The sequence below is a fragment of the Paenibacillus sp. FSL H7-0442 genome (assembly GCF_038593105.1).
Lineage (GTDB): Bacteria > Bacillota > Bacilli > Paenibacillales > Paenibacillaceae > Paenibacillus > Paenibacillus polymyxa_D.
Window position 1 is genome coordinate 5017910 of record NZ_CP151963.1, and the last position, 25274, is coordinate 5043183.

Consider the following 25274-nt stretch of genomic DNA (forward strand, 5'->3'; position numbering starts at 1 on the left):
CCCTTCCTCAATTTTTGCTGTTACTTTACAAACCTTATCTAAGCCCACAGACCCAGGCGGTTCATAAAAGAACAAATGAAAAGTCTTTGCCGCCAAGAATAACGATTCCTTAGACAAAAACGTTCCTTACCCTATTGTTTTACGATAGCAGCCATTGCGGCTCCCACTTCAATCCCACATGCAGCTCCGAGATTTTTCATTGTGTCTACGAGAGTCACTTTGACTCCTTGCTTGTTGCACAAAGCAATGATGTTGGAAGTGAGACGCTGATCTGCGTCTTCTGCCACATATACTTCTGAGGCAAAGCCCAATTCTACCATACGAATGGTTTGTTTGGTACCGATTTTGACATGAGCATCTTGCAGTCCCTGTTCTTTAGACATATCTCATTCCTCCGAAAAGACCCAATAGCATATAGGCTGCTCACGCACCTTTGCTATATTAGCATTGACTATAAGTAATGTCAAGACAAATATAAACCATAATTCATTTAAACAGAATAACACGATTCATTTTTGAAAAAAGCACCGGAGCACCGTCTACTGCAGCTTTTATACAAAGCTTATGTCAGCGGTGTTCCGGTAATCATACTATTTTTGTATTACTCTGCCGAAATTGGTTCGAGCTCCTCAGATGGAGACTGCCCCTCTTCCGGCTGGGCAAATTTCACGCTACGGTAACGGTTCATGCCTGTTCCCGCAGGAATCAATTTACCAATAATTACGTTCTCTTTCAGTCCAAGCAGCTGATCAACCTTGCCTTTAATAGCTGCATCAGTCAGGACACGAGTAGTTTCCTGGAAGGATGCTGCTGACAAGAAGGAGTCAGTTTCCAGAGATGCCTTGGTAATACCGAGCAGTACTGGCTTAGCTACCGCTGGTTCTTGGCCGCTGAGAATCGCTATCTTGTTCGCATTTTCATACTCATGGACATCAACAAAGGAGCCTGGAAGTAAGATTGTGTCGCCCGCATCAATGATACGGATTTTACGCAACATTTGACGAATCATAACTTCTACGTGCTTGTCGTTGATTTCTACGCCCTGGTTCCGGTATACGCGTTGAACTTCCTGAAGGATATAGTTCTGTACCCCGCGAATACCTTTAATACGCAGCATTTCTTTAGGATCAATTGAACCATCCGTCAGTTCGTCCCCAGCTTCAACAGTCATACCTTCGCTTACGCGCAGGCGGGAACCATACGTTACTGAGTATGTTTTCGTTTCAGCTTCACCCTGAATGTCGATCTCACGGCGGTCTTTACCTTCACGAACTTCTTTAACTGTACCGTCAATTTCACTAATCGTTGCCTGACCTTTAGGATTACGCGCTTCAAAAAGCTCCTGGATACGAGGCAAACCTTGTGTAATATCGTCACCCGCTACGCCGCCTGTGTGGAACGTACGCATAGTAAGCTGTGTTCCCGGCTCACCGATGGATTGTGCAGCGATGATACCAACTGCTTCACCAATCTCAACGTGTTTACCAGTCGCCAGATTGCGACCGTAACATTTCTTGCAGACGCCATGTTTAGCACGGCAACTTAATACAGAACGTATTTGAACTTTGTGTACGCCAGCTTTAACAATCGCTTCAGCTTTGTCGGAGTCAATCAATTCGTTACGTCTAGCCAAAATCTCGCCAGTCTCAGGATGACGTACCGTTTCAAAGCAATAGCGACCTTCCAGACGGTCATAGAGATCTTCAATTACTTCTTTACCATCCTGGATACGACTTACTGTGAAGCCTTTATCCGTTCCGCAGTCTTCTTCACGCACGATAACATCCTGTGCGACATCTACGAGACGACGAGTCAGGTAACCCGAGTCAGCCGTACGAAGGGCAGTATCCGCCAAACCTTTACGCGCTCCGTGAGTGGAGATGAAGTACTCGAGTACTGTCAGACCTTCACGGAAGTTTGATTTGATTGGGAGTTCGATAATACGTCCGGATGGATTCGCCATCAGACCACGCATACCGCCGAGCTGAGTAATCTGTGATTTGTTACCCCGCGCTTTGGAGTCCACCATCATCATGATGGAGTTGTAGCGATCCATGGACTTCATCAATACTTCAGTAATATCATCTTTCGCTTTAGACCAAATATCGATAATCCGGTCATAGCGTTCTTCATTCGTAATCAGACCACGACGGTACTGATTCGTTACAACTTGCGCTTTGTCTTCGGATCCCTTAAGAATCTCTTGTTTTTCCACCGGCACGATTACGTCCGATACAGCAACCGTTACCCCTGCACGAGTGGAATACGTAAAGCCAAGCTGCTTGATTTTATCCAGAATTACAGCTGTTTCTGTTGTATGGTAAGTCTCAAAACAACGGGCAATGATATTACCAAGGTAATCCTTGCCTACCCCGCTAGCTTGCGGAGCGTTTTGAATGGCTTCTGTAAGATTTACACCCTTCTCGTAAACAAAGAACTCCTCCGCAGTACCATAAAGCAGGTTCGCACGGGTAGCATCATTGATGTACGGGAAGCTTGCCGGGAAAATTTCATTAAAGATAATTTTACCAACCGTTGTGATCAACATCGCTTCCTGTTGTTTTTCCGTAAAGCTCGTTTTATTCAAAGCTTTAACCGGAATAGCTACACGAGCATGAAGTCCAGCTGTACCACGTTGGTAAGCCGATATAGCTTCATTCATGTTGCGAAGGATCATATTACTTCCTTCTTCTTCTTTGTTATCCATAGTCAGATAGAAAGAACCAAGAACCATATCCTGGGAAGGTGTAACAACTGGCTTGCCGTCTTTCGGATTCAAAATGTTGCCGGATGCTAGCATAAGCAAACGAGCTTCAGCTTGGGCTTCCGCAGACAACGGAACGTGAACAGCCATTTGGTCACCGTCAAAGTCGGCATTATATGCAGTACATACGAGCGGATGCAGACGAATCGCACGACCTTCAACCAAAATCGGTTCGAACGCCTGGATACCGAGTCTATGCAACGTAGGGGCACGGTTCAGAAGAACCGGATGCTCCTTGATTACTTCTTCCAGCACATCCCATACTTCTGCACTCACACGCTCTACTTTACGTTTCGCGCTCTTGATATTGTGCGCCAAACCTTTGTTCACCAGTTCTTTCATAACAAAAGGTTTGAACAGTTCCAACGCCATTTCTTTTGGCAAACCGCATTGATACATTTTCAAGTACGGACCTACAACGATAACGGAACGACCAGAGTAGTCAACACGTTTTCCGAGCAAGTTTTGACGGAAACGTCCTTGTTTACCTTTCAGCATGTGGCTGAGGGATTTCAAAGGACGGTTACCTGGACCTGTAACAGGACGACCACGACGACCATTATCAATCAAAGCGTCAACAGCTTCCTGCAACATCCGTTTTTCATTTTGTACGATAATATCTGGCGCACCTAGATCTAACAGACGTTTCAGACGGTTATTACGGTTAATAACACGACGATACAAGTCGTTAAGGTCAGAGGTAGCGAAACGACCACCATCCAACTGTACCATTGGACGAAGCTCAGGAGGAATAACAGGAAGTACGTCCATGATCATCCAATCCGGTTGGTTGCCTGAGTTACGGAAGGCCTCAATAACTTCAAGGCGTTTGATCGCACGGTTACGACGTTGTCCTTGAGCTGTACGCAGCTCTTCTTTCAAAAATTCTAACTCTTTGTCTATATCCAAATCTTGAAGAAGCTTTTTAACCGCTTCAGCACCCATACCTGCCTGGAAGCCATAGCCGTATTTCTCACGGTAGCTACGGTATTCTTTTTCGGACAGGAGTTGTTTTTTCTCCAAAGGCGTATCTCCTGGATCGGTTACAACATAAGATGCGAAGTAAATGATCTCTTCCAGAGATCTTGGAGACATATCAAGAGCAAGACCCATACGACTTGGAATGCCTTTGAAGTACCAAATGTGCGATACAGGAGCAGCCAACTCAATATGGCCCATACGCTCACGGCGAACCTTAGCGCGAGTAACTTCTACTCCACAACGGTCACAGACAACACCTTTATAGCGTACACGTTTGTACTTACCGCAATGACATTCCCAGTCTTTCGTAGGTCCGAAAATTTTCTCGCAAAATAGTCCTTCTTTTTCCGGTTTAAGCGTACGATAGTTAATCGTCTCCGGTTTTTTGACTTCTCCGCGGGACCAAGAACGAATCTTTTCGGGGGAAGCAAGCCCGATTTTCATATATTCGAAATTGTTAACGTCCAACAAGGAGCAACCCTCCTTAACCAAATCCTGAGTTTTTAGGTTTGATACCGCCCAGCAGCACCGGGCGGTATCAAGAAACCTGATCCATCCTAGAATGGATCAAGGTATATAACAAAGCTGATATGAGTCAGTTAGCAGTCAAACTACTCTACGCCAACCTCAGAGCCTTCCAGATTCAAACTCAGCTTATCGCCGCTTGTGTCATCCTCATCATCAAGCTCTCTCATTTCGATCTCTTGTTCGTCTTCAGACAGAATCTTCACGTCCATACCCAAGCTTTGCAGCTCTTTGATCAAGACCTTAAATGATTCTGGAACACCCGGTTCAGGTACATTTTCACCTTTGACAATGGATTCGTAAGTTTTAACACGTCCAACCACATCATCGGATTTCACAGTCAAAATTTCCTGAAGCGTGTACGCCGCGCCGTAGGCTTCCAATGCCCATACTTCCATCTCCCCGAAGCGCTGTCCACCGAATTGAGCTTTACCACCCAATGGTTGCTGCGTAACGAGAGAGTAAGGACCTGTAGAACGAGCATGGATTTTATCATCGACCATGTGCGCCAGTTTGATCATGTGCATGACACCGACAGTAACTTCACGTTCAAAACGATCACCCGTACGTCCGTCATACAACACAGTCTTACCATTACGCTGCATGCCTGCCTCTTCCATTGTATCGAACACGTCATACTCCTTGGCACCATCGAATACTGGAGTTGCCACATGAATACCAAGACGCATTGCAGCCATACCCAGATGGACTTCAAGCACCTGTCCGATGTTCATCCGTGAAGGTACCCCCAGCGGGTTCAGAACGACCTGTACTGGTGTGCCATCCGGCAGGAACGGCATATCTTCTTCAGGCAAAATACGGGCAACGACACCCTTGTTACCGTGACGTCCAGCCATTTTATCGCCTTCGGAGATTTTACGTTTTTGAGCAATATATACACGAACCAACTGATTTACACCTGGTGGCAGTTCATCGCCATTTTCACGTGTAAACACCTTTACATCTACAACAATCCCATCTGTTCCGTGAGGAACTCTCAAAGAAGTATCGCGAACCTCGCGTGCCTTCTCACCAAAGATTGCGTGTAAGAGACGTTCTTCAGCTGTCAATTCAGTCACACCTTTAGGTGTAACTTTACCAACAAGAATGTCACCTGCACCGATTTCGGCACCAATACGAATGATTCCACGCTCATCCAAGTTGCGAAGCGCCTCTTCACCGACATTTGGAATGTCACGAGTGATTTCTTCAGGTCCAAGTTTCGTGTCACGAGCCTCGGATTCGTATTCCTCAATATGGATCGAGGTGTATACATCCTCCTTGACCAGTTTCTCACTCAGCAGGATCGCATCCTCGTAGTTGTAACCTTCCCAAGTCATGAAGGCAACGACAACGTTACGTCCCAACGCCAACTCACCCATCTCTGTAGATGGACCATCCGCAAGAATATCGCCAACTTTGACAATATCTCCTCTGTTCACAATCGGACGTTGGTTAATGCAAGTTCCTTGGTTAGATCGCATGAATTTGTGTAATTTATACTTAACAATGTCGCCCTTCACTTCAGCACCATCTACAGTTTCGATACGACGCAACCAAATTTCGTTAGCCGAAGAGCGTTCGATAACTCCGTTGTATTTGGATACAATGCAAACACCAGAATCTTTTGCAGACTTGTGCTCCATTCCTGTTCCGACCAATGGAGACTTTGGAATCAAAAGTGGGACAGCCTGACGTTGCATGTTGGAACCCATCAATGCGCGGTTAGAGTCATCATTCTCCAGAAACGGAATCAGTGCTGTCGCAACTGATACGACCTGTTTAGGTGATACGTCCATGTAATCGACACGGCTACTAGCCATTGGAATAATGTTATCAGACTGTTTGTTATAACGGACAATGACGACCTCATCCTTAAAGGTGTTTTCCTCCGTCAATTCCGCGTTCGCCTGAGCTACGATGTAGTTATCTTCTTCATCAGCAGTCAGGTAATCAATCTGGTCTGTAACTTTTCCGGTTTTCGGATCTACCCAACGATAAGGAGCTTCGATAAATCCGTACTCGTTGATACGTGCAAATGTGGACAAAGAGTTGATCAAACCAATGTTTGGTCCCTCTGGTGTCTCGATAGGACACATACGGCCGTAGTGACTTGGATGGACGTCACGCACTTCCATGCCTGCGCGTTCACGCGTCAAACCGCCGGGTCCGAGTGCGGACAGACGACGTTTGTGCGTTAATTCAGCAAGCGGGTTTGTCTGATCCATAAACTGTGACAGCTGCGAGCTACCAAAAAACTCTTTAATCGAAGCAATTACTGGACGTATGTTAATCAACGCTTGTGGCGTAATTACATTAGCATCCTGAATCGACATTCTTTCACGCACCACGCGTTCCATACGGGATAAACCGATACGGAACTGGTTTTGGAGCAACTCACCTACAGAACGTAAACGACGGTTACCCAAATGGTCAATATCGTCCGTACTTCCGATACCGTGAAGCAAGTTAATAAAATAACTGATGGAGGAAATAATATCGGCAGGCGTAATATTCTTAACCGATTTATCAATATTTCCGTTAGCAATCAGTTTTACTACTTTACCGTCCTCAATTGGCGAGAATACATCAATCGTTTGAAGTGGAATATCATTGCTTTCCAGCACGCCGCTAGCAACATGATACGTGCGGTGTCCTACTGATTCCTCCAGTTGGGCCAAAATCTCGTCCAACAGGCGACGATCCACCATTTGTCCTGCTTCAGCGATAATTTCACCAGTTGTTGTATCAATCAATGTCTCAGCAAGACGTTGATTGAACAGACGGTTTTTGATGTGAAGCTTTTTATTGATTTTGTAACGGCCTACGTTGGCCAGATCATAACGTTTTGGATCAAAGAAGCGTGCAACAAGCAAGCTCTTTGCGTTATCCAGTGTAGGTGGCTCACCCGGGCGAAGACGCTCATAAATTTCAATCAGCGCTTTCTCCGTGGAATCCGTATTGTCTTTATCAAGTGTGTTGCGGATATATTCGTCATTGCCGAGCAAATCCAGAATCTCAGCATCAGTGCCAAAGCCAAGTGCACGCAGCAACACCGTAACCGGAATTTTACGGGTACGGTCAATCCGGACATAGATAATATCCTTCGCATCCATCTCCAGTTCGAGCCAAGCCCCCCGGTTAGGAATTACCGTTGCGGTGTATGTTGTTTTCGCATTCTTGTCGACTTTTGTGCTGAAATAGACGCTGGGAGAGCGAACCAACTGGCTGACAATAACCCGTTCCGCACCGTTAATAATAAACGTACCCGTTTCAGTCATCAGCGGGAAGTCTCCCATGAATACTTCCTGCTCTTTCACTTCCCCGGTCTCTTTATTAATAAGCCGGACTTTTACCCGAAGCGGTGCTGCATACGTAACGTCGCGTTCCTTTGCGTCGTCAACGGTATATTTGGGTTCTCCGAGAGAATAGTCGATAAACTCCAAAATCAGATTTCCAGTGAAATCTTGAATTGGTGAAATATCCCGAAACATTTCCCGTAATCCTTCCTCCAAAAACCAATCATAGGATTTTTGTTGGATCTCAATCAGGTTCGGAACCTCGAGTACCTCATTAATACGTGCATAACTGCGCCGAGTGCGTCGACCATATTGAACAAGATGTCCTGCCAACTTAAACTCACCCCTCATGTCTACTCACTTTAAAAATACATTGCGAACCTCTGTTTGTGACCTTATAATAAGACACATACAGAAGATTCAATCTTACAAATACAGAAAAGCCCTTACTCGAATGCATTCGAAAAAAGAGCAACGTATCTGCAGAATCCTCTTACCGGAAGATCTTCATCACTTGTAGATTTGCCCAAAATGGTTGTATTATACGTAATAGCGATAAATACTATACCTACTACGCATAAATCTATTGACATTTCAACAAACTAAAGCCATGGAGGGCATCCTAATACTGACATTTTATAATGATATCACAGACCAGGATTCAAGTCAATGGTCCTATTGCATTTTCTTAAAAACTTTTTTTGGCCTTCAAAATTCGATAGCCTTTATCCTTTGTAACTTCCTCCACATGACCGAAAAGACTCTCTATCTTAGCACTCGCCGAAGGGGCCCCCTGCTTTTTCTGAATGACTACCCACAAAGTTCCACCCTCATTTAAATGCTCATAAGCAAGTTCAAAAATGGTATGCACTGTTTCTTTTCCTGCACGTATAGGAGGATTCGTCAAAATTACGTCAAAACGTTCATTCTTCACTTCCGCAAACAAATCGCTTTGCTTAACGGTGACATTCTTAACCCCATTACGTTCCGCATTCTCTATCGCTAGTTGAACGGCTCGCTCATTAATATCAACCATTGTGACGTGTCCTTCTGGGACAAGCGCGGCTGCCGCCAAACCAATCGGCCCGTAACCGCATCCTACATCTAATACCGAGGCTTGTGCAGGAAGCTGCATCGCTTCAATCAGCACGCGACTCCCATAATCAATGCCCTGCTTCGAAAAAACGCCTGAATCGCTGACAAAACGGTATGACCGCCCCCGCAGCACTGTTTCCAGGCTCCGTCTTTCATGCGCCGTCTCTGGCCGCTTGGAGTAGTAATGATCAGCCATTCATGCCCACCTCTTTCGGTTGTACTACCATCATAGCCTTTACAATTACCTTTCAGACATGCTGGCACTACCGTTTTACAGCAACAAACCCCTTGAAGATCACCTCAAGGGGTTTGTTTTAGTTCATTGTCTGCTAGAAAGCAGTCAATTATTTCACTTCTACAGAAGCGCCTGCTTCTTCCAATTTTGCTTTAATGGATTCAGCTTCTTCTTTAGCGATTTTTTCTTTCAGTGGTTTTGGAGCGTTGTCAACCAGTTCTTTTGCTTCTTTCAGGCCAAGACCTGTGATTTCGCGAACTGCTTTGATAACGTTGATTTTGGAACCGCCAGCGCTTGTCAAGATTACGTCGAACTCGGATTGCTCAGCTTCAGCTGCGCCACCTGCTGCGCCACCTGCTACAGCTACTGGAGCTGCTGCAGTTACGCCGAATTCTTCTTCGATTGCTTTCACGAGATCGTTCAGTTCCAATACGGACATACCTTTAATTGCTTCCAAGATTTGCTCTTTACTCATGGTTGAACCTCCATTTAAATTCGTATTTTTTTGTTCTCAACTGCTATACAGCAGGTTTAATCCCTAACTTATGCGCTTTGCTCTTCTTTTTCTGCAACAGCTTTAACTGCAAGCGCGAAGTTGCGCACAGGAGCTTGAAGCACGCTGAGGAGCATGGAAAGGAGACCTTCGCGGGATGGCAGTTCTGCCAGTGCTTTGATTTCCTCAACACCGATAACGCGACCTTCTACAACTGCACCTTTCAGTTCCAGTGCATTGTTCTTCTTAGCGAAATCGTTCAAGATTTTAGCTGCAGACACTGCATCATCTTTGCCGAACGCGATTGCAGTAGGACCTGTCAATACTGCGTCCAGTTCAGTCAATTCTGCTGCCGCAGTTGCACGGCGGAGCAGTGTGTTTTTCAGCACTTGAAATTCGATTCCGGCTTCGCGAAGCTGCTTACGCAGCTCAGTTACTTGGGCAACATTCAGACCGCGATAGTCTGCAACCACAGTCGTTACGCTCTCACGCAATTTCGCAGCTACAACTTCAACAGCTTCTTGTTTTGCTTGAATCACCTTTGCATTTGCCAAACTGTACACCTCCTGATCAATTTATCCGCTTTGTTCGAAGCACCCGATCTGGTGATCTCACAAAGCTTGCTTTCATAAGCATGAAAAAAGCCTCCGTAGAGTACGAAGGCTTGATAAATCTACATGGACGGGACAAGCCCGTCACATGAAACGTTCTATCATAACACCTCGGTAGGAAATTAAGCCCTAAGGCACCTACTGTCTACGGTAAGCATATTCAACTTTAATGGTCAGTCACAAGGACTCACAACTTTTATAGAATAACAATTTTGATTGAACATGTCAATCAAAATATTATCTGTAAACAGATGCGTTCACACGTGCACTTGGTCCCATAGTCGAAGAAATAGCGATGTTTTTCAGGTATACACCTTTAGCAGCCGCTGGCTTCGCACGGTTCAAGGCTTCAACCAAGGCTTTAAGGTTCTCGTTCAGCTGTTCAGCACTGAAGGAAGCTTTGCCGATTGGTGCATGAATTTGACCGGCTTTGTCGAGACGGTATTCGATTTTACCGGCTTTAATTTCTTGAACAGCCTTGGCAACGTCGAAAGTAACTGTGCCTGCTTTAGGGTTAGGCATCAAACCTTTACCACCGAGCAAACGACCCAGTTTACCAACCTCACTCATCATATCAGGTGTCGCAACGCAGACGTCGAATTCAAACCAGCCTTGTTGGATTTTGTTGATCATATCTTGATCGCCAACAAAATCAGCGCCAGCAGCTTCCGCTTCTTTCATTTTGTCACCTTTTGCAAATACCAGAACGCGTTGTGTTTTACCCGTACCATGCGGCAGGACAACAACACCACGAACAGCCTGGTCTTGTTTACGGGAATCTACGCCCAGACGAACTGCAGCTTCAACGGTTTCGTCGAATTTAGCAGTCGCAGCCTTTTTCACCAGTTCAACGGCTTCTAAAGGCTCGTAAGTTGCTTCGCTGTCAATCAGCTTAGCAGCTTCCAGGTACTTCTTACCATGTTTAGCCATAATGTTTTCCTCCTTATGTGGTATTAGCGGATATTCCTCCCACACTTGCCGGACAGTCAAACTGCCGGCACACGTAGATTAATAAAATTAATCTACGATGGTGATACCCATGCTGCGAGCAGTACCTTCAACCATACGCATTGCCGATTCTACGGAAGCTGCGTTAAGGTCAGGCATTTTTTGCTCTGCAATTTGACGAACAGCAGCGCGATTTACAGTTGCAACTTTCGTTTTATTTGGTTCACCGGAACCTTTTTCGATTTTAGCAGCAACTTTCAACAGAACAGCAGCCGGTGGAGTTTTGGTGATGAACGTAAAAGAACGATCCTCAAATACCGAAATTTCAACCGGAATAATCAGGCCTGCTTGATCAGCAGTACGAGCATTGAACTCTTTACAGAATGCCATGATGTTGACACCTGCTTGACCCAAAGCTGGACCTACTGGAGGCGCTGGATTAGCTTTCCCTGCAGGAATCTGCAGTTTTACCATTTTAATTACCTTTTTTGCCATGGATGACACCTCCTTGACTCAATAGTGGTAGACGGACCTATCGATCCTCCCACAAGAAACCTGTAAGAAAAATCTATATTTTCTCCACTTGAGTATAATCCAACTCAAGCGGGGTTTCCCGTCCAAACATGTTGACGTGAACTTTAAGCTTGCTCTTCTCAACCAAAATTTCTTCCACGGAGCCCACAAAATTCGCAAAAGGACCAACTTTAATTCGCACGGATTCCTTAACATCGAATTCAATCTTCGGTTTCGGCTCTACCATGCCCATATGCTTCAGAATCTGTTCAACTTCTTCTGGAAGCAATGGCGTCGGTTTGGAACCCGAGCCTGTTGACCCTACAAATCCCGTAACACCTGGTGTGTTGCGTACAACATACCAAGAGTCGTCGGTTTGGACCATTTCGACTAAGACATAACCAGGGTAGACTTTACGCATAACGGTTTTTTTCTTACCGTCCTTGGTTACCAGTTCTTCTTCCATAGGAACAAGAACACGGAATATCTTGTCTTCCATGCCCATGGACTCAACGCGTTTTTCCAAATTGGCTTTGACTTTGTTCTCATACCCTGAATAGGTATGAACGACGTACCATCTTTTTTCCATATCAAGCCACCTGGAACCCTTCCTAGATAATCGCTTCGATCACAGCGGAAATGCCGATGTCGAGAACCCAAAAATAAATCGTGACGAACGCAATTGTCCCTATGACAATCAGCGTATAGTTGGTCAGTTCTTTACGATTGGGCCAGCGAACCTTCTTGAGTTCAGCCCAGCTTTCAGAGAAAAAGGAAAACAGAGACTTGAAACTGCGTTTCACGCCGACTACACCTCCAAAAACTATCTGGTTTCCCGATGAGAAGTCTGTTCGTTACAGGACTTACAGAATTTCTTCATCTCCATGCGGTCGGGGTGATTACGCTTGTTTTTCGTCGTTGTGTAATTTCTTTGTTTGCATGTTGTACAAGCCAAAGTAATAATTACCCGCATGATGTGCACCTCCCGAAGACATCCAACACCGGAAGTCTCATAATTGATCCTAAAAAAAACCGCGAATTTAGGCCTACCTAAAACACTTTATCACACGGGGTTTTCCATGTCAACGAATGTTTGCATACAATTCGCAGTCCCGACTGTGGTGCATTTTAACATCTGTGCATCCTTTTAAACTGTTCTCTGAAAAGCCGCTTCAAAAATCAAGGCGATATCTATTATTCGTCTTTTTTAGTATAAATCATTTGTAACACTTATAAACCTGCATAGCCTACCTATAACGAATAAAAAAAGACTCGGACTCGAGCCTTTTTCCCTGTCAGCCTCTACTTTCAACTATCTCTTACTTCCAGATACTTTTCAAGTTTACGCTTGACCCGTTGCAGCGCGTTATCAATGGATTTCACATGGCGGTCAAGATCCTCTGCAATCTCCTGATACGAACGTCCGTCCAGATACAACATAAGTACCTTGCGTTCCAGTTCGCTCAGAATCTCGGACATCTTGTCCTCAAGGCCCACAAATTCTTCCTGATTGATGATCAGCTCTTCAGGGTCACTTACTTGTGTTCCGCAAATCACATCGAGCAACGTCCGGTCTGACTCTTCATCATAGATGGGCTTGTCCAGAGACACGTAAGAGTTCAGAGGAATGTGCTTTTGTCGTGTAGCCGTCTTAATTGCCGTAATAATCTGTCGTGTAATGCACAACTCGGCGAAAGCCTTGAACGAAGCAAGCTTGTCTCCCTTAAAATCACGAATGGATTTGTAGAGACCAATCATGCCCTCCTGAATAATATCCTCGCGATCAGCACCAATCAGGAAGTAGGATCTGGCCTTGGCCCGCACAAAGTTCCGGTATTTGTTGATCAGAAACTCCAGCGCTTCCCCATCACCTTCATGGACTGCTCCGACAATGTCTTCATCATTTTTGTAATCAAACTTTGACAACATGATATCCTTGAGGTCCACACTCACTAACAATCCCTCCGGCTGCAACGCAAGGTACCCGTTACTCTCTCAAATATACGACAAGTATACGCGATGTAACCTGATACCGTCAACCACAACAACCTAAAAAAGAAGAGCGCTAACAAAATTGTCAATGGTTTCAAAATGGAGTGGCGTCCAATTATTGGTTTATTCTCTTCTCCATCGTTCAAACAACTTTCGAAGCTCCGGGCTCAGTTTGGCATCTAGCGAGTTACGGGACAATTTAGCACTATCCTGCTGGATTCGCTTCTGCACTTCCCTTTCGGATTCCTCAATCTCGATCAGTAATTCTCGCGCCGACACCCTAAGTGCACCTTGTCCAAATGCGACATGTTGCTCTACCTGATCGCTTGTCGCTACGTAAATACTTCTTCTTTTACTGCTCAGCTCCCGAACCAATCGCTCGATGCACTCATCAGCAGTTTCTTTTTCTCTGGTAAAATAAATCTGGACTTTGCTCTGAGCAAAAGTTTTACCTAATCCTGGCACCCTGTAAGCATCAAATACGACGATGACTCTTCTGCCGGAATACGCCTGATGATCCGCCAGTCGTTCAAGAAGTCTGTCCCTCGCTTCCTGCATACCAGATTGTACCAGTGCGGAAAGTTCGGGCCAGGCTCCAATCATGTTGTAACCGTCCACAAGCAGAACATCCCGCGTGTCAGCCATATCGTTAGCCCCGTGCCTGTCGTCCGCGCAATACTTCGTACATGACAACACCTGCAGCTACAGAAGCATTAAGGGAATTAATTTGCCCCGCCATTGGCAGCTTGACGAGTACATCGCATTTCTCACGAATCAAACGGCCCATACCTTTATTTTCGTTACCAATGACAATGGCTACTGGTCCAGTGAATACTCCATTCCCAAAGACAGAGTCTGTCGCTGTAACATCCGTGCCAACTACCCATACACCTTCTTCTTTAAGACGATCAATGGTTTGTCCCAGATTGTTTACACGCGCCACCGGAACGTACTCCACAGCACCTGCCGATGTTTTGGACACCGTTACAGTTACAGCTGCAGAACGCCTTTTCGGCACAATAACACCATGCGCTCCAGTACAGTCCGCTGTACGAAGGATGGAGCCCAAATTATGAGGGTCTTCAATCTCATCCAGCAAAATCAAAAACGGCTCTTCTCCCTTATCACGAGCAGTTGCGAGCAATTCTTCCACTTCAACATAGGCAAAAGGCGCAGCTTGCGCGACCACTCCCTGATGTTGAATGCCCGGAACCATTTGATCCAGCTTACGCTTGTCCACCTGCAAAACAATAATTCCTGCTTTTCTCGCCTCAGCTGTAATCGGCAGTGTCAAATGTTTTTGCGCATTATCCGCAATCCAAATTTTATTTATTGTTCTGCCTGAACGCAATGCCTCCGTTACCGAATGCTTACCGGCAATCCATTCTTCTTCCATCTCTAGCTTCCTCCCGGGAAACGGCTGATACTTGTTCCATCCAGTCCATTCCCATTTATGATTTTTCTGTATTTTCCATTTGTGCAATTCCGTACGTAATCAACTCTCTTAATCTGTCCAAATGTCCATCACAATAAAGAGATCCAATCAACCCCTCCAGTGCAGTGGCGTGCCGATACTCAAGCACATCAGCATTTTTGGGCAAACTTCCTGATTTAGCATTTCTTCCTTGTCGGACAATATCGCGTTCTTCTTCCGTCAGTACATTTTCCAATAGCCCCAACATGCGACTCTGCGCCTTGGCGGAGACTAGCCCTGTGGCTCGCCGATGCAGATGATTTGGACGCAGGTTAGGCTGTGCCAACAAATATTGCCGGACAGCTACCTCGTACACTGCATCACCAATGTAAGCTAGTGCAATGGGGGGCATCAAACGTGCTGGCTTGGACGCAGGGTACGGGAACCAGTTCCCCGTACCTTCCGATGCTCCTGAGTTCAGTGGCTTTTCATTCATTTTCGCCGCCACCGCATCCCCTGCGTCGTATCTTCAAGCACAATGCCTTTTGCAGCCAACAGATCGCGAATTTCGTCAGCTCTACCCCAATTTTTGGTCTTACGAGCTTCGACACGTTCAGCAATTAACTGCTCAATTTCGTCATCCAGCAACTCTTCACTCGGCTCCGAATAAATGCGAAGCACGTTATTCATCGAATGAAAGGTATGCAATACAGCTTGTAATTCTGCCTGATGTACGACATCTCGTTGCAACAAATGGTTTGCTTCGCTAACCCAATCGAATACAGCAGTAATCGCATCAGGTGTGTTGAAATCATCATTCATTTTTTCGCCAAACTGCTGCAAAATTCCGTCGAGCTTCGTTTGCAGTTCCGTCGATACTCCCTCATTACCTTTCAGCGCATTAGCTAAACGATGCTTCACATTGGCAACTGCATTGGCGATCCGTTCGACACTGTTCTCCGCCTGACTCATAGTCTCTTGGTTGTAGTTTAACGGATTTCGGTAATGCGTCGACAACATAAAATAACGTATAGCCTCAGGCTTGTGATGAGCGCGCAAATCTTTAACCAAAATACCATTACCGAGTGATTTCGACATTTTTTCATTATCTATGCGAATATATCCGTTATGCATCCAGTAGCGAGATAATGGCTTACCTGTAATCACTTCGGATTGTGCGCATTCACATTCATGATGCGGAAATTGCAGATCCTGTCCGCCCCCATGAATATCCAGTGTATCCCCCAAATAATGGCGAGCCATAGCAGAGCATTCGATATGCCAGCCTGGTCGTCCATTTCCCCAAGGGCTCGACCAATGAATTTCGCCCGGCTTCGCTGCCTTCCAGAGTACAAAGTCCTCGGCATTTTCCTTGCGTTCATCCACATTGATACGAATTCCGAACTGAAGCTCTTCCAGATTTTGACCTGACAGTTGTCCGTAATCTTTGAACTTTTTGGTCCGATAGAACACGTCGCCATCATTCTCATAGGCATAGTCTTTGTCTACCAATTCCTTAATAAAATCAATAATCAGATCCATGCTCTCTGTTACACGAGGGTTCATACTGGCAGCAGGAACATTCAATCCTGCCAGATCCTCATGGTAGGCGGCAATAAATTTCTCAGCAACTGCCGAAACATTCATGTCAAGTTCCCTAGCTTTGCGGATTAGTTTATCATCAACATCTGTAAAGTTCACCACATAGTTTACATCATAGCCCAAATACTCCAGGTAGCTGCGCACCACGTCAAATACAATTACAGGCCGTGCATTACCAATATGAATGTAATCATACACGGTAGGTCCGCATACATACATTTTAACCTTTCCAGGCTCCAGTGGCACAAAGGGCTCCCGACTCCTCGTCATTGTATTATAAATTTGAAGCGGCATTGTTATGTTCCTCCCTCATGAAAATCATTTTTCTAATTTATTCTCTTGGGCCACCTGATGTTTCTGAGCGGTTGGCCCATCCTTCAAATCAGACATTTCTGCACGCAAACGTTCTATTTCCCGTTGAAGTTCTCGCATAGAGTCCACAACCGGATCAGGCAATTGATGACTAAGTCGGTCTGGACGCCTACCATCCTGTCTTACAACTCGCCCTGGGATGCCCACCACCGTACTGTTTGGTGGGACTTCTTTGAGCACAACCGAGTTGGAGCCAATGTTGGACTGTGCCCCGATCGTGAAGGAGCCTAATATTTTCGCACCCGAGCCGATAACAACATTATTCCCAATGGTCGGATGACGCTTCCCTTTCTCTTTCCCAGTCCCGCCGAGTGTGACCCCCTGATACAATACGACATCGTCACCAATCTCACAGGTTTCACCGATGACCACTCCCATGCCATGGTCAATGAACAGCCGATCTCCGATACGAGCGCCAGGATGAATTTCAATACCTGTCATAAACCTCGATACCTGGGATATAACACGGGCTAGAGTACACCAGTTTCGCAAATAAAACCAATGTGCAATTCGGTGTGCCCAAAGGGCATGAACGCCGGAATACGTAAAAATGACCTCCAGCTTACTTCGGGCGGCCGGATCATTATCCAAAACAGTCTGAATGTCGGATTTGAAATGTCTGAACATGTCGCCCTCCTATTCCCTTCATATCCTTGCCGCATCATCACAACACTTCACGTTCCGCCAATTTTCGCATCCACCAGCACTCTTCGACATTTTTCTATCTATAACGAGTCTGAGTCTGATAAAAAAGAAAAAGCGCCTCCGCAGCCTAAGCTGCAGAGACGCATGAACGTGGTCCCACTCTGCTTTCGAACATATCTGCTGCATAAAAAGCAGATAATCCGTCTTTGGCGTCCTGTAACGGGAACGAATCGGCACGCCCTTGTCACATCAGCATTTGATGCTAATGAGGGTTCGGGCGCACGGCTCCCAGGCGCATTTCCTCCGCAGGTCAACTGGACGGCTCTCAGCCTGGGGTTTCCCCTCGACCGTCCTCTCTGGCAGATGCCCTTATGCAGTGTACTTCTCCTGTTCGCAGCCTTTACACGTAAATATCAATCCGTATCAATGGAGTCATTATAGCGAAAAGACAACAAATTGACAAGAAATATCAGCCTTTAATTTGTGCCTTGAGACGATCCAGTACCTTGTCACGTCCAAGCAAAAAGATAGTTTCATTCAGATCCCGTCCATGCGTTTGGCCTGTAAGAGCCACACGAATCGGCATGAATAATTGTTTCCCCTTAAAACCGGTTTCCTTTTGAACTTCTTTGATCAGCTTAGCCATTTGTGGAGCTGTAAATTCCTCACTCGTTTCAACTTTACCTGCAAAAGCTCTAAGTACCTCAGGAACCTGCTCTTCGGCCAATACAGCTGCTGCTTCAGCATCCAGTTCCAGATGTGAACGGAAAAACAACTCAGACAACGTTACAATATCGGACGCAGATGTCATCTGTTCCTGGTATAAGCGAACAAGGGCCTTAGCCCAATCCAGTTGTTCCGCAGACAGCTCAGTAGGCAACAGCCCCGCTGTCTGGAGATGTGGAATCGCCATGCTGGCAATTCGCTCAGGATCAGCCTTTTTAATATAGTGATTGTTCAAATAAGCAAGCTTATTTGTATCAAACACAGCTGGACTTTTGGACAAACGATTAGGATCGAAAATCGAAATCAGTTGTTCCCGATCATAGATCTCTTCTTCGCCTTCTGGGGACCAACCCAGCAGTGCGATGAAGTTGAATATAGCTTCTGGCAAATAGCCCAACTTGTCATACTGCTCCATAAACTGAATAATGGATTCGTTACGTTTACTGAGCTTTTTGTGATCCTCACCTACAATCAGCGTCATATGACCGAAGCGTGGCGGTTCCCACCCGAGAGCTTCAAAGATCATCAACTGCCGCGGTGTATTGGAAACATGGTCTTCGCCCCGTAGTACATGCGATATTTTCATCAAATAATCGTCAACTGCTACAGCGAAGTTATATGTCGGAATACCGTCTTTTTTGACGATAACAAAATCGCCGCTTTCCTTGGAATTGAACGTAATTTGTCCTTTAACGATATCGTCAAACGTATATTCACGATCTTCCGGTACACGAAAACGAATACTTGGTACACGGCCCTCTGCTTCAAATGCCTGGCACTGTTCTTCTGTTAGATCACGATGTTTTCCAGAATAGCGCGGTGTCTCCCCACGTGCCGTCTGCTCTTCACGCTCGCGCTCCAGCTCTTCTTCAGTGCAGTAACAGCGGTAAGCCAAACCACGATCCAGCAAATCCTGCCAGTATGTTTTATATATGTCCAAGCGTTCAGTCTGACGATAAGGTCCAAACTCTCCTCCCACGTCTACGCTCTCATCCCAGTCCATACCCAACCATTTCAAATATTTAAGTTGGCTTTCTTCTCCGCCCTCAATATTGCGCTTCACATCTGTGTCTTCGATACGAATAATAAATTTCCCACCTTGATTGCGGGCAAACAAATAATTAAATAATGCCGTTCTGGCATTTCCAATGTGCAGATGCCCTGTAGGGCTTGGTGCATAACGTACACGAACTTCCGTGCTCATATAATCTCCTCCAAATTGAATTACTCAAGATGATAGCATTTACTTGATAAGACAGACAACCGATTGAGCCGCGATTCCTTCACCCCGGCCGGGAAACCCGAGTTGCTCTGTCGTGGTCGCCTTGACGTTCACCTGGGATAGCTCCTCTGCTTCCAGCGCCCGAGCGATGACTTCATTCATCTGCGGAATATACGATGCCATTTTGGGCTTTTGTGCGATAATCGTAGAATCGATATTCCCCAAGCGATATCCTCGCTCTTTAGCTAGCCCCCACACATGCTCCAGTAGCTTAAGACTGTCAGCATCCTTAAATTCTGGGTCATTATCCGGAAAATGCTTCCCGATGTCTCCCAAGCCAAGCGCGCCCAGGATAGCATCGCTAATGGCATGCAGCAGTACGTCTGCATCGGAATGGCCCAATAAACCTTTTTCATACGGAATATTCACACCTCCGATGATGCATGGCCTTCCTTCCACCAGCTGGTGGACGTCAAATCCTTGTCCCACTCTGATCATTTGATATCCTCTCCCTCTGTTTTCACCCATAGCGCCGCCATATCCAAATCCTCCGGTGTAGTAATTTTGATGTTCTTGTAGCTGCCTTGAACGACAGTAACCGGAATGCCTAGCCGCTCTATCAGCATAGAATCATCTGTTCCCAAGAATCTCGACTGCTCCGCTTCCTCATAGGCTCGCAGCAGATCGGAAAGACGAAAAGTCTGTGGCGTTTGAATACTCCACAGACTTCGGCGATCCGGCGTTGCTGTAATGATACCATCCCCGTTCACTTGCTTGACCGTATCCTTTACAGGTACTGCCGCTACAGAAGCACCAGTACGCTGGGCTGCCTCAAGGCATGAACGTACAAGCTCAGGTTGAATGAGTGGACGCACACCATCATGCACCATCACCCAATCCGCTTGTAAGTGGCGCAGACCGCGATAGACCGAATGCTGGCGTTCACTGCCACCAGCTACCACCCGTACATTTTTACCGATTTTGTATTGATGAATCCAATCTCGGCAGCGTTCCACATCTGCTGTCCCAGTCACCATCACCATTTCATCCACTTCGGGCATAGCTGCGAATATTTCAAGTGTATGTATGAAGATGGGCTTGTCCCGCAAAAGCAGAAATTGCTTGCTCTCCTGCGTCCCCATACGGGAGCCGCGCCCTGCTGCCACAATGACAACTCCTACCCGATTGTTCATTCAAATAACTCCTGCCCTGATCGCACTTGGACGATCCGTATGATAACACATCTACTTCATCATACCGCGTTTATTGAGCTTTTTCCAATAATTTCGGTTTGGCAAAGATCATACGTCCGGCCGAGGTCTGAAGTACACTCGTGACCAGCACCTCCATAAGAGAGCCAATATAGTCACGTCCGCCTTCCACAACAATCATTGTACCATCATCCAGATAGGCTACACCCTGCCCATGCTCCTTGCCGTCTTTAATAATCTGCACCATAATTTCCTCACCGGGCAGTACGACAGGCTTCACTGCATTCGCCAAATCGTTAATATTCAGCACTGATACACCTTGCAGTTCGCATACTTTATTCAGGTTAAAATCGTTAGTTACAACTTTACCCTGTAACACCTTTGCCAGCTTGACCAACTTACTGTCAACCTCTGAAATTTCCTCAAAATCACCTTCGTAAATGAGCACATTCACATCCAGCTCTTTTTGGATTTTATTCAAAATATCCAGGCCCCGTCGTCCACGATTACGCTTAAGTAAATCTGATGAATCTGCAATATGCTGAAGCTCCTCTAACACAAATTCAGGAATCACAATCGTTCCTTCAATAAAACCTGTCTTGCAGATATCTGCAATACGCCCATCTATAATGACGCTGGTGTCCAAAATTTTATGTTCCTCCAGCTTGCGTTCTTCTGCACCCGTTCCCCGACCAAAAAAGCCAGAACTCCAAAAGGATGACAGCTCGTCCCGCTTTTCTAGTCCAACCATTAATCCCACATATCCACATATCACGGTAACAGCCGTCTGGATAAGTTGACCCGGGGCCCCCAACCATGAAAAAAGCGGATAGACTGCTAAGGAAAGTATCAATCCCACCGCTAAACCAATCGCACCTGCCATCATCTCGTTCATCGGAATTCGTACCAAGCCTTCAATGCCCTGTTGCAACCGGTTCGCCACGGATGCTCCTGCGAATGAGCACCCGGCCATAAATAACACTGCTCCCGCCATCATCCAAACAACCATTCCCGGTAAAGACCCATCACTCAACCATTCTGGCATCCACGATACAATGCCCCCTACCCGCTGGTATAACGTATAGCCAAACCATGCTCCGCACAATCCTGTAAAAGTTAAAATAGCCTTTCTCCACATTGAATCTCTATACCTCCTTTATTTTCTTTTCATTAGTCTGCTATTTATTGGATACATAGCATTTCTCTTACCAGTATGATCCATTTCCCACATAACTAACCCTGTGTTTTCACTTTTTATGCATAAAAAAAGCATTTATCTCCTTGAAATAATTCAAGGAAATAAATGCTTATACTTGCTTGATACTACCGCTGTGAATGACGATATTGATCGTCCTGTTCTTCCTGACTGGAACGATCCCGATCACGCCCACGTCTGCGTGATAGTTTACGAATGTTCAGCTTCATACCATACAATGCATACAGCACCAGTGGCACAAAAATCAGCTTCGACAGCTGGTCAGGGAATTTAACAGCCAACACCACCGCTGCAATTACGACCCATGGAGCCACCCAAATTGCTTTTTTCGGGAGGCCAACCTTTTTAAAATTTGGATATTTCATGGAGCTGACCATCAAATAAGAGACCAGCAACATGGCAATCGACATGTATAACAAAGAAATATCGTTATGGAATAAGGACAAAGTGGCTAATACGCCACCTGCTGCCGGAATTGGTAGACCCGTAAAATAACCTGGTACACCAGGACGTACGTTAAATCGAGCCAAACGCAACGCTCCGCACATCGGGAAAATGGCAGTAACCGTCCAAGCGAGAGCCGAATTCGCATCATGAAAAGCAACCATGTACATAATAACTGCGGGAGCAACACCAAAAGATATCATATCTGATAAGGAGTCCAGTTCTTTACCGAATTCGCTTTGGGCATTCAGGACCCGGGCCATTCTTCCATCCAGTCCGTCCAACAACATGGCGACAATAACCATAATAGCGGCAAGACTGTATTTTCCGTCTACAGCCAATAAAATGGCGATCATTCCGAGAAACAAGTTACCTAAGGTACACAAGTTCGGAATTGATTTGGTAATCATCTCTTCACCTCAATGTATGAATTGTTCCATTATAATCCTTTCACTGTATTACATTTACATTTGCCTGTCAATGAAAACTTGTTCCTGCAAACGTTTAAGACCTTCTTTAATCGTACGCGCACGAACCTCTCCAATACCATCCACTTCATCCAGTTCTTCTATCGTTGCTGTGATGACATGTGGAAAACGTCCAAACCGCTCTACCAGATTATGAATAATCACATTCGGTAAACGCGGTATCTTGTTCAGTACCCGATAGCCGCGTGCAGCAATATACTCCTCTGATGTCGCAGCTGAAGAAGGGTAGCCTAGTAAACGTACAATATGATTCACATCCAACAATTCGTCGTCCGTAGAACGTTTGAGTCCCAATATAATTTCACGAATCTTTTCGTCGCTATCGTCTTTGGCATAATCCTTATACAACAACCATGCTTCTTCCTCAATATTGCTGACAAGCTCTTCCATCTGCATACTAATTAGACGGCCCTCATTTCCGAGCTCGTTAATAAATCGTTTGATCTCCATTTTGATGCGCAGCACCATTTCGATCCGTTGGATGACATTAACGACCTCCGGCATGGTAACCAGCTCTTCAAATTCAGATGCTGTCAAATTCGTAGAGGCTTGCCCCAACACAGATCTATATTTTTCTAACGTCTGAATAGCCTGATTGGCTTTCGTTAAAATAACCCCGATTTCCTTGAGCGCATACCGTAATGTCCCCTGATACAAGGTAATAATATTACGCCGCTGGGAAATAGACACCACTAGTTTACCAGTTTGCTTAGCAACTCGTTCTGCCGTCCGGTGCCGAATTCCTGTTTCAATCGACGAAATCGAGGAGTCAGGAATCAGTTGCGTATTAGCATATAAAATTCGTTTTAAATCCTCGCTTAATATGATTGCGCCGTCCATTTTAGCCAACTCATACAAATAGTTCGGCGAAAAATCACAATTAATGGAGAAACCGCCATCCACGACTTCCATAACTTCTGGGCTATAGCCAACGACCAGAAGAGCACCCGTTTTGGCACGCAAAACGTTTTCTAATCCGTCGCGAAAGGGAGTTCCCGGTGCCACAAGCCGCAGCAAATCGTTCATTTTATCCAGTTGGCTCGCTTCTTTCATTCTCAATGCCCCCTAATCTAATGCGGCTGCCAGTGCATCTGCTACCGTTCCTACTCCTATAATTTGTATCCCTTTCGGATGTGTCCAACCCTTCAAGCTTTTCTCCGGCATGATCACCCGTTTGAAACCTAGTTTCTCCGCTTCTCGTACTCGCTGTTCTGCTCGGGATACCGCGCGCACCTCACCTGTCAGTCCCACCTCGCCAAAAATCACATCATACGGCTTTGTAGGAGCATCCCTAAAGCTGGAAGCAATGCTCACAGCTATAGCCAAATCCACCGCCGGTTCATCCAACTTCACGCCTCCGGCTACGTTGAGATAAGCGTCCTGGTTTTGCAAAAACATGCCCATCCGCTTTTCTAGCACGGCTATGATTAATCCCATTCGATGATGGTCGACTCCTGTGCCCATTCGGCGTGGAGATGGAAAATGTGTAGCTGCAATCAATGCTTGCAGTTCAACCAATACAGGTCGGGTTCCTTCCATACTGGCTACAACAGTAGAACCTGCCACCCCCAGTGGCCGTTCAGACAGGAATAGTTCAGAAGGATTCGAAACCTCACGCAAACCGCTTTCAGCCATTTCAAAAATACCAATTTCATTTGTAGAACCAAAACGATTTTTAACTGCACGCAAAAGCCGATACGTATGGTGACGCTCTCCTTCAAAATAAAGTACACAATCAACCATATGTTCCAACAAACGCGGACCTGCAATGGCCCCTTCCTTGGTCACATGTCCTACCAATACCGTAGCAATACCTAGCCCCTTGGCAATTCGCATAAAGCGTGAAGTACACTCTCGCACCTGAGCCACACTACCTGGTGCACTCGTCACCTCAGGCAAATATACAGTCTGTATCGAGTCGATGACCAAAAATTCCGGCTTCAAGCTGTCCACCGCTTCTTCAATCGTCTCCAAATTCGTCTCACATAATACGTATAGGCTGGGGGACAAGGCACCGAGTCGATCTGCACGTAGTTTCGTTTGACGGACAGATTCCTCACCAGACACGTACAGCACCTTTAAACCAGTTAAAGCCAGCTCATTAGATGTTTGCAGCATAAGCGTAGATTTACCGATTCCCGGATCACCGCCCACCAAAACGAGTGAACCCGGCACCACACCTCCACCGAGTACTCGATTCAATTCGCCAATTCCCGTCAAAATTCGTGCTTCTTTACCGCTCTCCACCTCTATAATAGGGAGTGGCTTGTCTTTTGTGCTATGAGTAAGAAGGGAAGACCCCATTCCTTGAGTTTTTACAACGCTTTCTGTTTCTTCGACCATGGAATTCCATGCCTGGCATCCAGGACATTTTCCGTACCATTTGGGCGATTCATAACCACATTCCGTACAGGAAAACTTAGTTTTCACTTTAGCCATACTTTGTTCCTTGGCTCCTTATTGACGACGATGATGTCA

At 45.8% G+C, this 25274-nt stretch carries 25 protein-coding genes and 1 other annotated feature; of the genes, 1 reads left to right on the forward strand and 24 read right to left on the reverse strand.

Annotated features, from left to right (window positions below):
• Positions 1–131 precede the first annotated feature (131 nt).
• From MHH57_RS22265 to cysE, 17 genes are all read right to left on the reverse strand, one after another.
• Entirely contained in the window at positions 132–383 is a 252-nt protein-coding gene (locus MHH57_RS22265) for a ribosomal L7Ae/L30e/S12e/Gadd45 family protein (RefSeq protein ID WP_007432588.1), read from the reverse strand.
• A 218-nt stretch (positions 384–601) separates the two neighbouring features.
• Positions 602–4216, reverse strand: a complete 3615-nt coding sequence (gene rpoC / locus MHH57_RS22270) for a DNA-directed RNA polymerase subunit beta' (RefSeq protein WP_029514492.1) — start codon at positions 4214–4216, stop codon at positions 602–604.
• Between the two features lie 140 nt (positions 4217–4356).
• Positions 4357–7902 carry a DNA-directed RNA polymerase subunit beta gene (gene rpoB / locus MHH57_RS22275; RefSeq protein ID WP_029514493.1) on the reverse strand — a complete coding sequence of 1182 codons (3546 nt, stop codon included), beginning with the start codon at positions 7900–7902 and terminating at the stop codon, positions 4357–4359.
• Between the two features lie 355 nt (positions 7903–8257).
• On the reverse strand, positions 8258–8860 hold the full coding sequence (locus MHH57_RS22280) for a class I SAM-dependent methyltransferase (protein WP_029514494.1): 603 nt from the start codon (positions 8858–8860) through the stop codon (positions 8258–8260).
• A 148-nt stretch (positions 8861–9008) separates the two neighbouring features.
• Positions 9009–9374 (reverse strand): 50S ribosomal protein L7/L12, encoded by a 366-nt coding sequence (gene rplL / locus MHH57_RS22285; RefSeq protein ID WP_029514495.1) that lies wholly within the window; start codon positions 9372–9374, stop codon positions 9009–9011.
• A gap of 68 nt (positions 9375–9442) precedes the next feature.
• Entirely contained in the window at positions 9443–9946 is a 504-nt protein-coding gene (gene rplJ, locus MHH57_RS22290; RefSeq protein ID WP_013312168.1) for a 50S ribosomal protein L10, read from the reverse strand.
• 74 nt (positions 9947–10020) lie between these two features.
• Positions 10021–10172 (reverse strand) — a sequence feature (ribosomal protein L10 leader region).
• A 68-nt stretch (positions 10173–10240) separates the two neighbouring features.
• Positions 10241–10933: a 50S ribosomal protein L1 gene (gene rplA, locus MHH57_RS22295; RefSeq protein ID WP_209950199.1), complete on the reverse strand. Its 693-nt coding sequence runs from the start codon at positions 10931–10933 to the stop codon at positions 10241–10243.
• Positions 10934–11020: 87 nt separating this feature from the next.
• The gene (gene rplK, locus MHH57_RS22300) at positions 11021–11446 is read right to left on the reverse strand and encodes a 50S ribosomal protein L11 (protein WP_007432595.1); all 426 of its coding nucleotides are present in this window, start codon (positions 11444–11446) and stop codon (positions 11021–11023) included.
• A 73-nt stretch (positions 11447–11519) separates the two neighbouring features.
• On the reverse strand, positions 11520–12053 hold the full coding sequence (gene nusG / locus MHH57_RS22305) for a transcription termination/antitermination protein NusG (protein WP_007432596.1): 534 nt from the start codon (positions 12051–12053) through the stop codon (positions 11520–11522).
• Positions 12054–12075: 22 nt separating this feature from the next.
• Entirely contained in the window at positions 12076–12267 is a 192-nt protein-coding gene (secE, locus tag MHH57_RS22310; protein ID WP_013312170.1) for a preprotein translocase subunit SecE, read from the reverse strand.
• A 20-nt stretch (positions 12268–12287) separates the two neighbouring features.
• Positions 12288–12437 carry a 50S ribosomal protein L33 gene (rpmG, locus tag MHH57_RS22315; RefSeq protein WP_023990562.1) on the reverse strand — a complete coding sequence of 50 codons (150 nt, stop codon included), beginning with the start codon at positions 12435–12437 and terminating at the stop codon, positions 12288–12290.
• A 335-nt stretch (positions 12438–12772) separates the two neighbouring features.
• Positions 12773–13417: an RNA polymerase sporulation sigma factor SigH gene (sigH, locus tag MHH57_RS22320; RefSeq protein WP_016324748.1), complete on the reverse strand. Its 645-nt coding sequence runs from the start codon at positions 13415–13417 to the stop codon at positions 12773–12775.
• A gap of 162 nt (positions 13418–13579) precedes the next feature.
• Positions 13580–14101, reverse strand: a complete 522-nt coding sequence (locus tag MHH57_RS22325) for an NYN domain-containing protein (RefSeq protein ID WP_007432599.1) — start codon at positions 14099–14101, stop codon at positions 13580–13582.
• 4 nt (positions 14102–14105) lie between these two features.
• Positions 14106–14852 carry a 23S rRNA (guanosine(2251)-2'-O)-methyltransferase RlmB gene (gene rlmB / locus MHH57_RS22330; protein WP_209950198.1) on the reverse strand — a complete coding sequence of 249 codons (747 nt, stop codon included), beginning with the start codon at positions 14850–14852 and terminating at the stop codon, positions 14106–14108.
• Between the two features lie 55 nt (positions 14853–14907).
• Positions 14908–15366, reverse strand: coding sequence for a ribonuclease III domain-containing protein (locus tag MHH57_RS22335; RefSeq protein ID WP_039274946.1), 459 nt, complete (start codon positions 15364–15366; stop codon positions 14908–14910).
• Positions 15363–16766, reverse strand: coding sequence for a cysteine--tRNA ligase (gene cysS / locus MHH57_RS22340; RefSeq protein WP_209950197.1), 1404 nt, complete (start codon positions 16764–16766; stop codon positions 15363–15365). The genes MHH57_RS22335 and cysS overlap by 4 nt, the downstream gene beginning before the upstream one ends.
• Positions 16767–16790: 24 nt before the next feature.
• Entirely contained in the window at positions 16791–17471 is a 681-nt protein-coding gene (cysE, locus tag MHH57_RS22345) for a serine O-acetyltransferase (protein ID WP_039274948.1), read from the reverse strand.
• 162 nt (positions 17472–17633) lie between these two features.
• Here cysE and MHH57_RS22350 point away from each other — a divergent pair, with 162 nt between their 5' ends.
• Positions 17634–17930 (forward strand): hypothetical protein, encoded by a 297-nt coding sequence (locus MHH57_RS22350; protein WP_203055994.1) that lies wholly within the window; start codon positions 17634–17636, stop codon positions 17928–17930.
• Between the two features lie 28 nt (positions 17931–17958).
• Here MHH57_RS22350 and gltX read toward each other — a convergent pair whose 3' ends face one another.
• The 7 genes from gltX to radA form a co-directional block, all read right to left on the reverse strand.
• Complete coding sequence (gene gltX / locus MHH57_RS22355) at positions 17959–19419, reverse strand: glutamate--tRNA ligase (RefSeq protein WP_029514500.1); 1461 nt, start codon at positions 19417–19419, stop codon at positions 17959–17961.
• A gap of 39 nt (positions 19420–19458) precedes the next feature.
• Complete coding sequence (ispF, locus tag MHH57_RS22360; RefSeq protein ID WP_025723806.1) at positions 19459–19935, reverse strand: 2-C-methyl-D-erythritol 2,4-cyclodiphosphate synthase; 477 nt, start codon at positions 19933–19935, stop codon at positions 19459–19461.
• On the reverse strand, positions 19932–20630 hold the full coding sequence (gene ispD / locus MHH57_RS22365; RefSeq protein WP_029514501.1) for a 2-C-methyl-D-erythritol 4-phosphate cytidylyltransferase: 699 nt from the start codon (positions 20628–20630) through the stop codon (positions 19932–19934). The genes ispF and ispD overlap by 4 nt, the downstream gene beginning before the upstream one ends.
• 70 nt (positions 20631–20700) lie before the next feature.
• On the reverse strand, positions 20701–21786 hold the full coding sequence (locus tag MHH57_RS22370) for a PIN/TRAM domain-containing protein (protein WP_342434524.1): 1086 nt from the start codon (positions 21784–21786) through the stop codon (positions 20701–20703).
• 185 nt (positions 21787–21971) lie between these two features.
• Positions 21972–22718 (reverse strand): CDP-diacylglycerol--serine O-phosphatidyltransferase, encoded by a 747-nt coding sequence (gene pssA / locus MHH57_RS22375; RefSeq protein WP_069011498.1) that lies wholly within the window; start codon positions 22716–22718, stop codon positions 21972–21974.
• 54 nt (positions 22719–22772) lie between these two features.
• Positions 22773–23849 (reverse strand): DNA integrity scanning diadenylate cyclase DisA, encoded by a 1077-nt coding sequence (gene disA, locus MHH57_RS22380; protein WP_013312183.1) that lies wholly within the window; start codon positions 23847–23849, stop codon positions 22773–22775.
• Between the two features lie 12 nt (positions 23850–23861).
• The gene (gene radA, locus MHH57_RS22385) at positions 23862–25235 is read right to left on the reverse strand and encodes a DNA repair protein RadA (protein WP_029514504.1); all 1374 of its coding nucleotides are present in this window, start codon (positions 25233–25235) and stop codon (positions 23862–23864) included.
• Positions 25236–25274 lie beyond the last annotated feature (39 nt).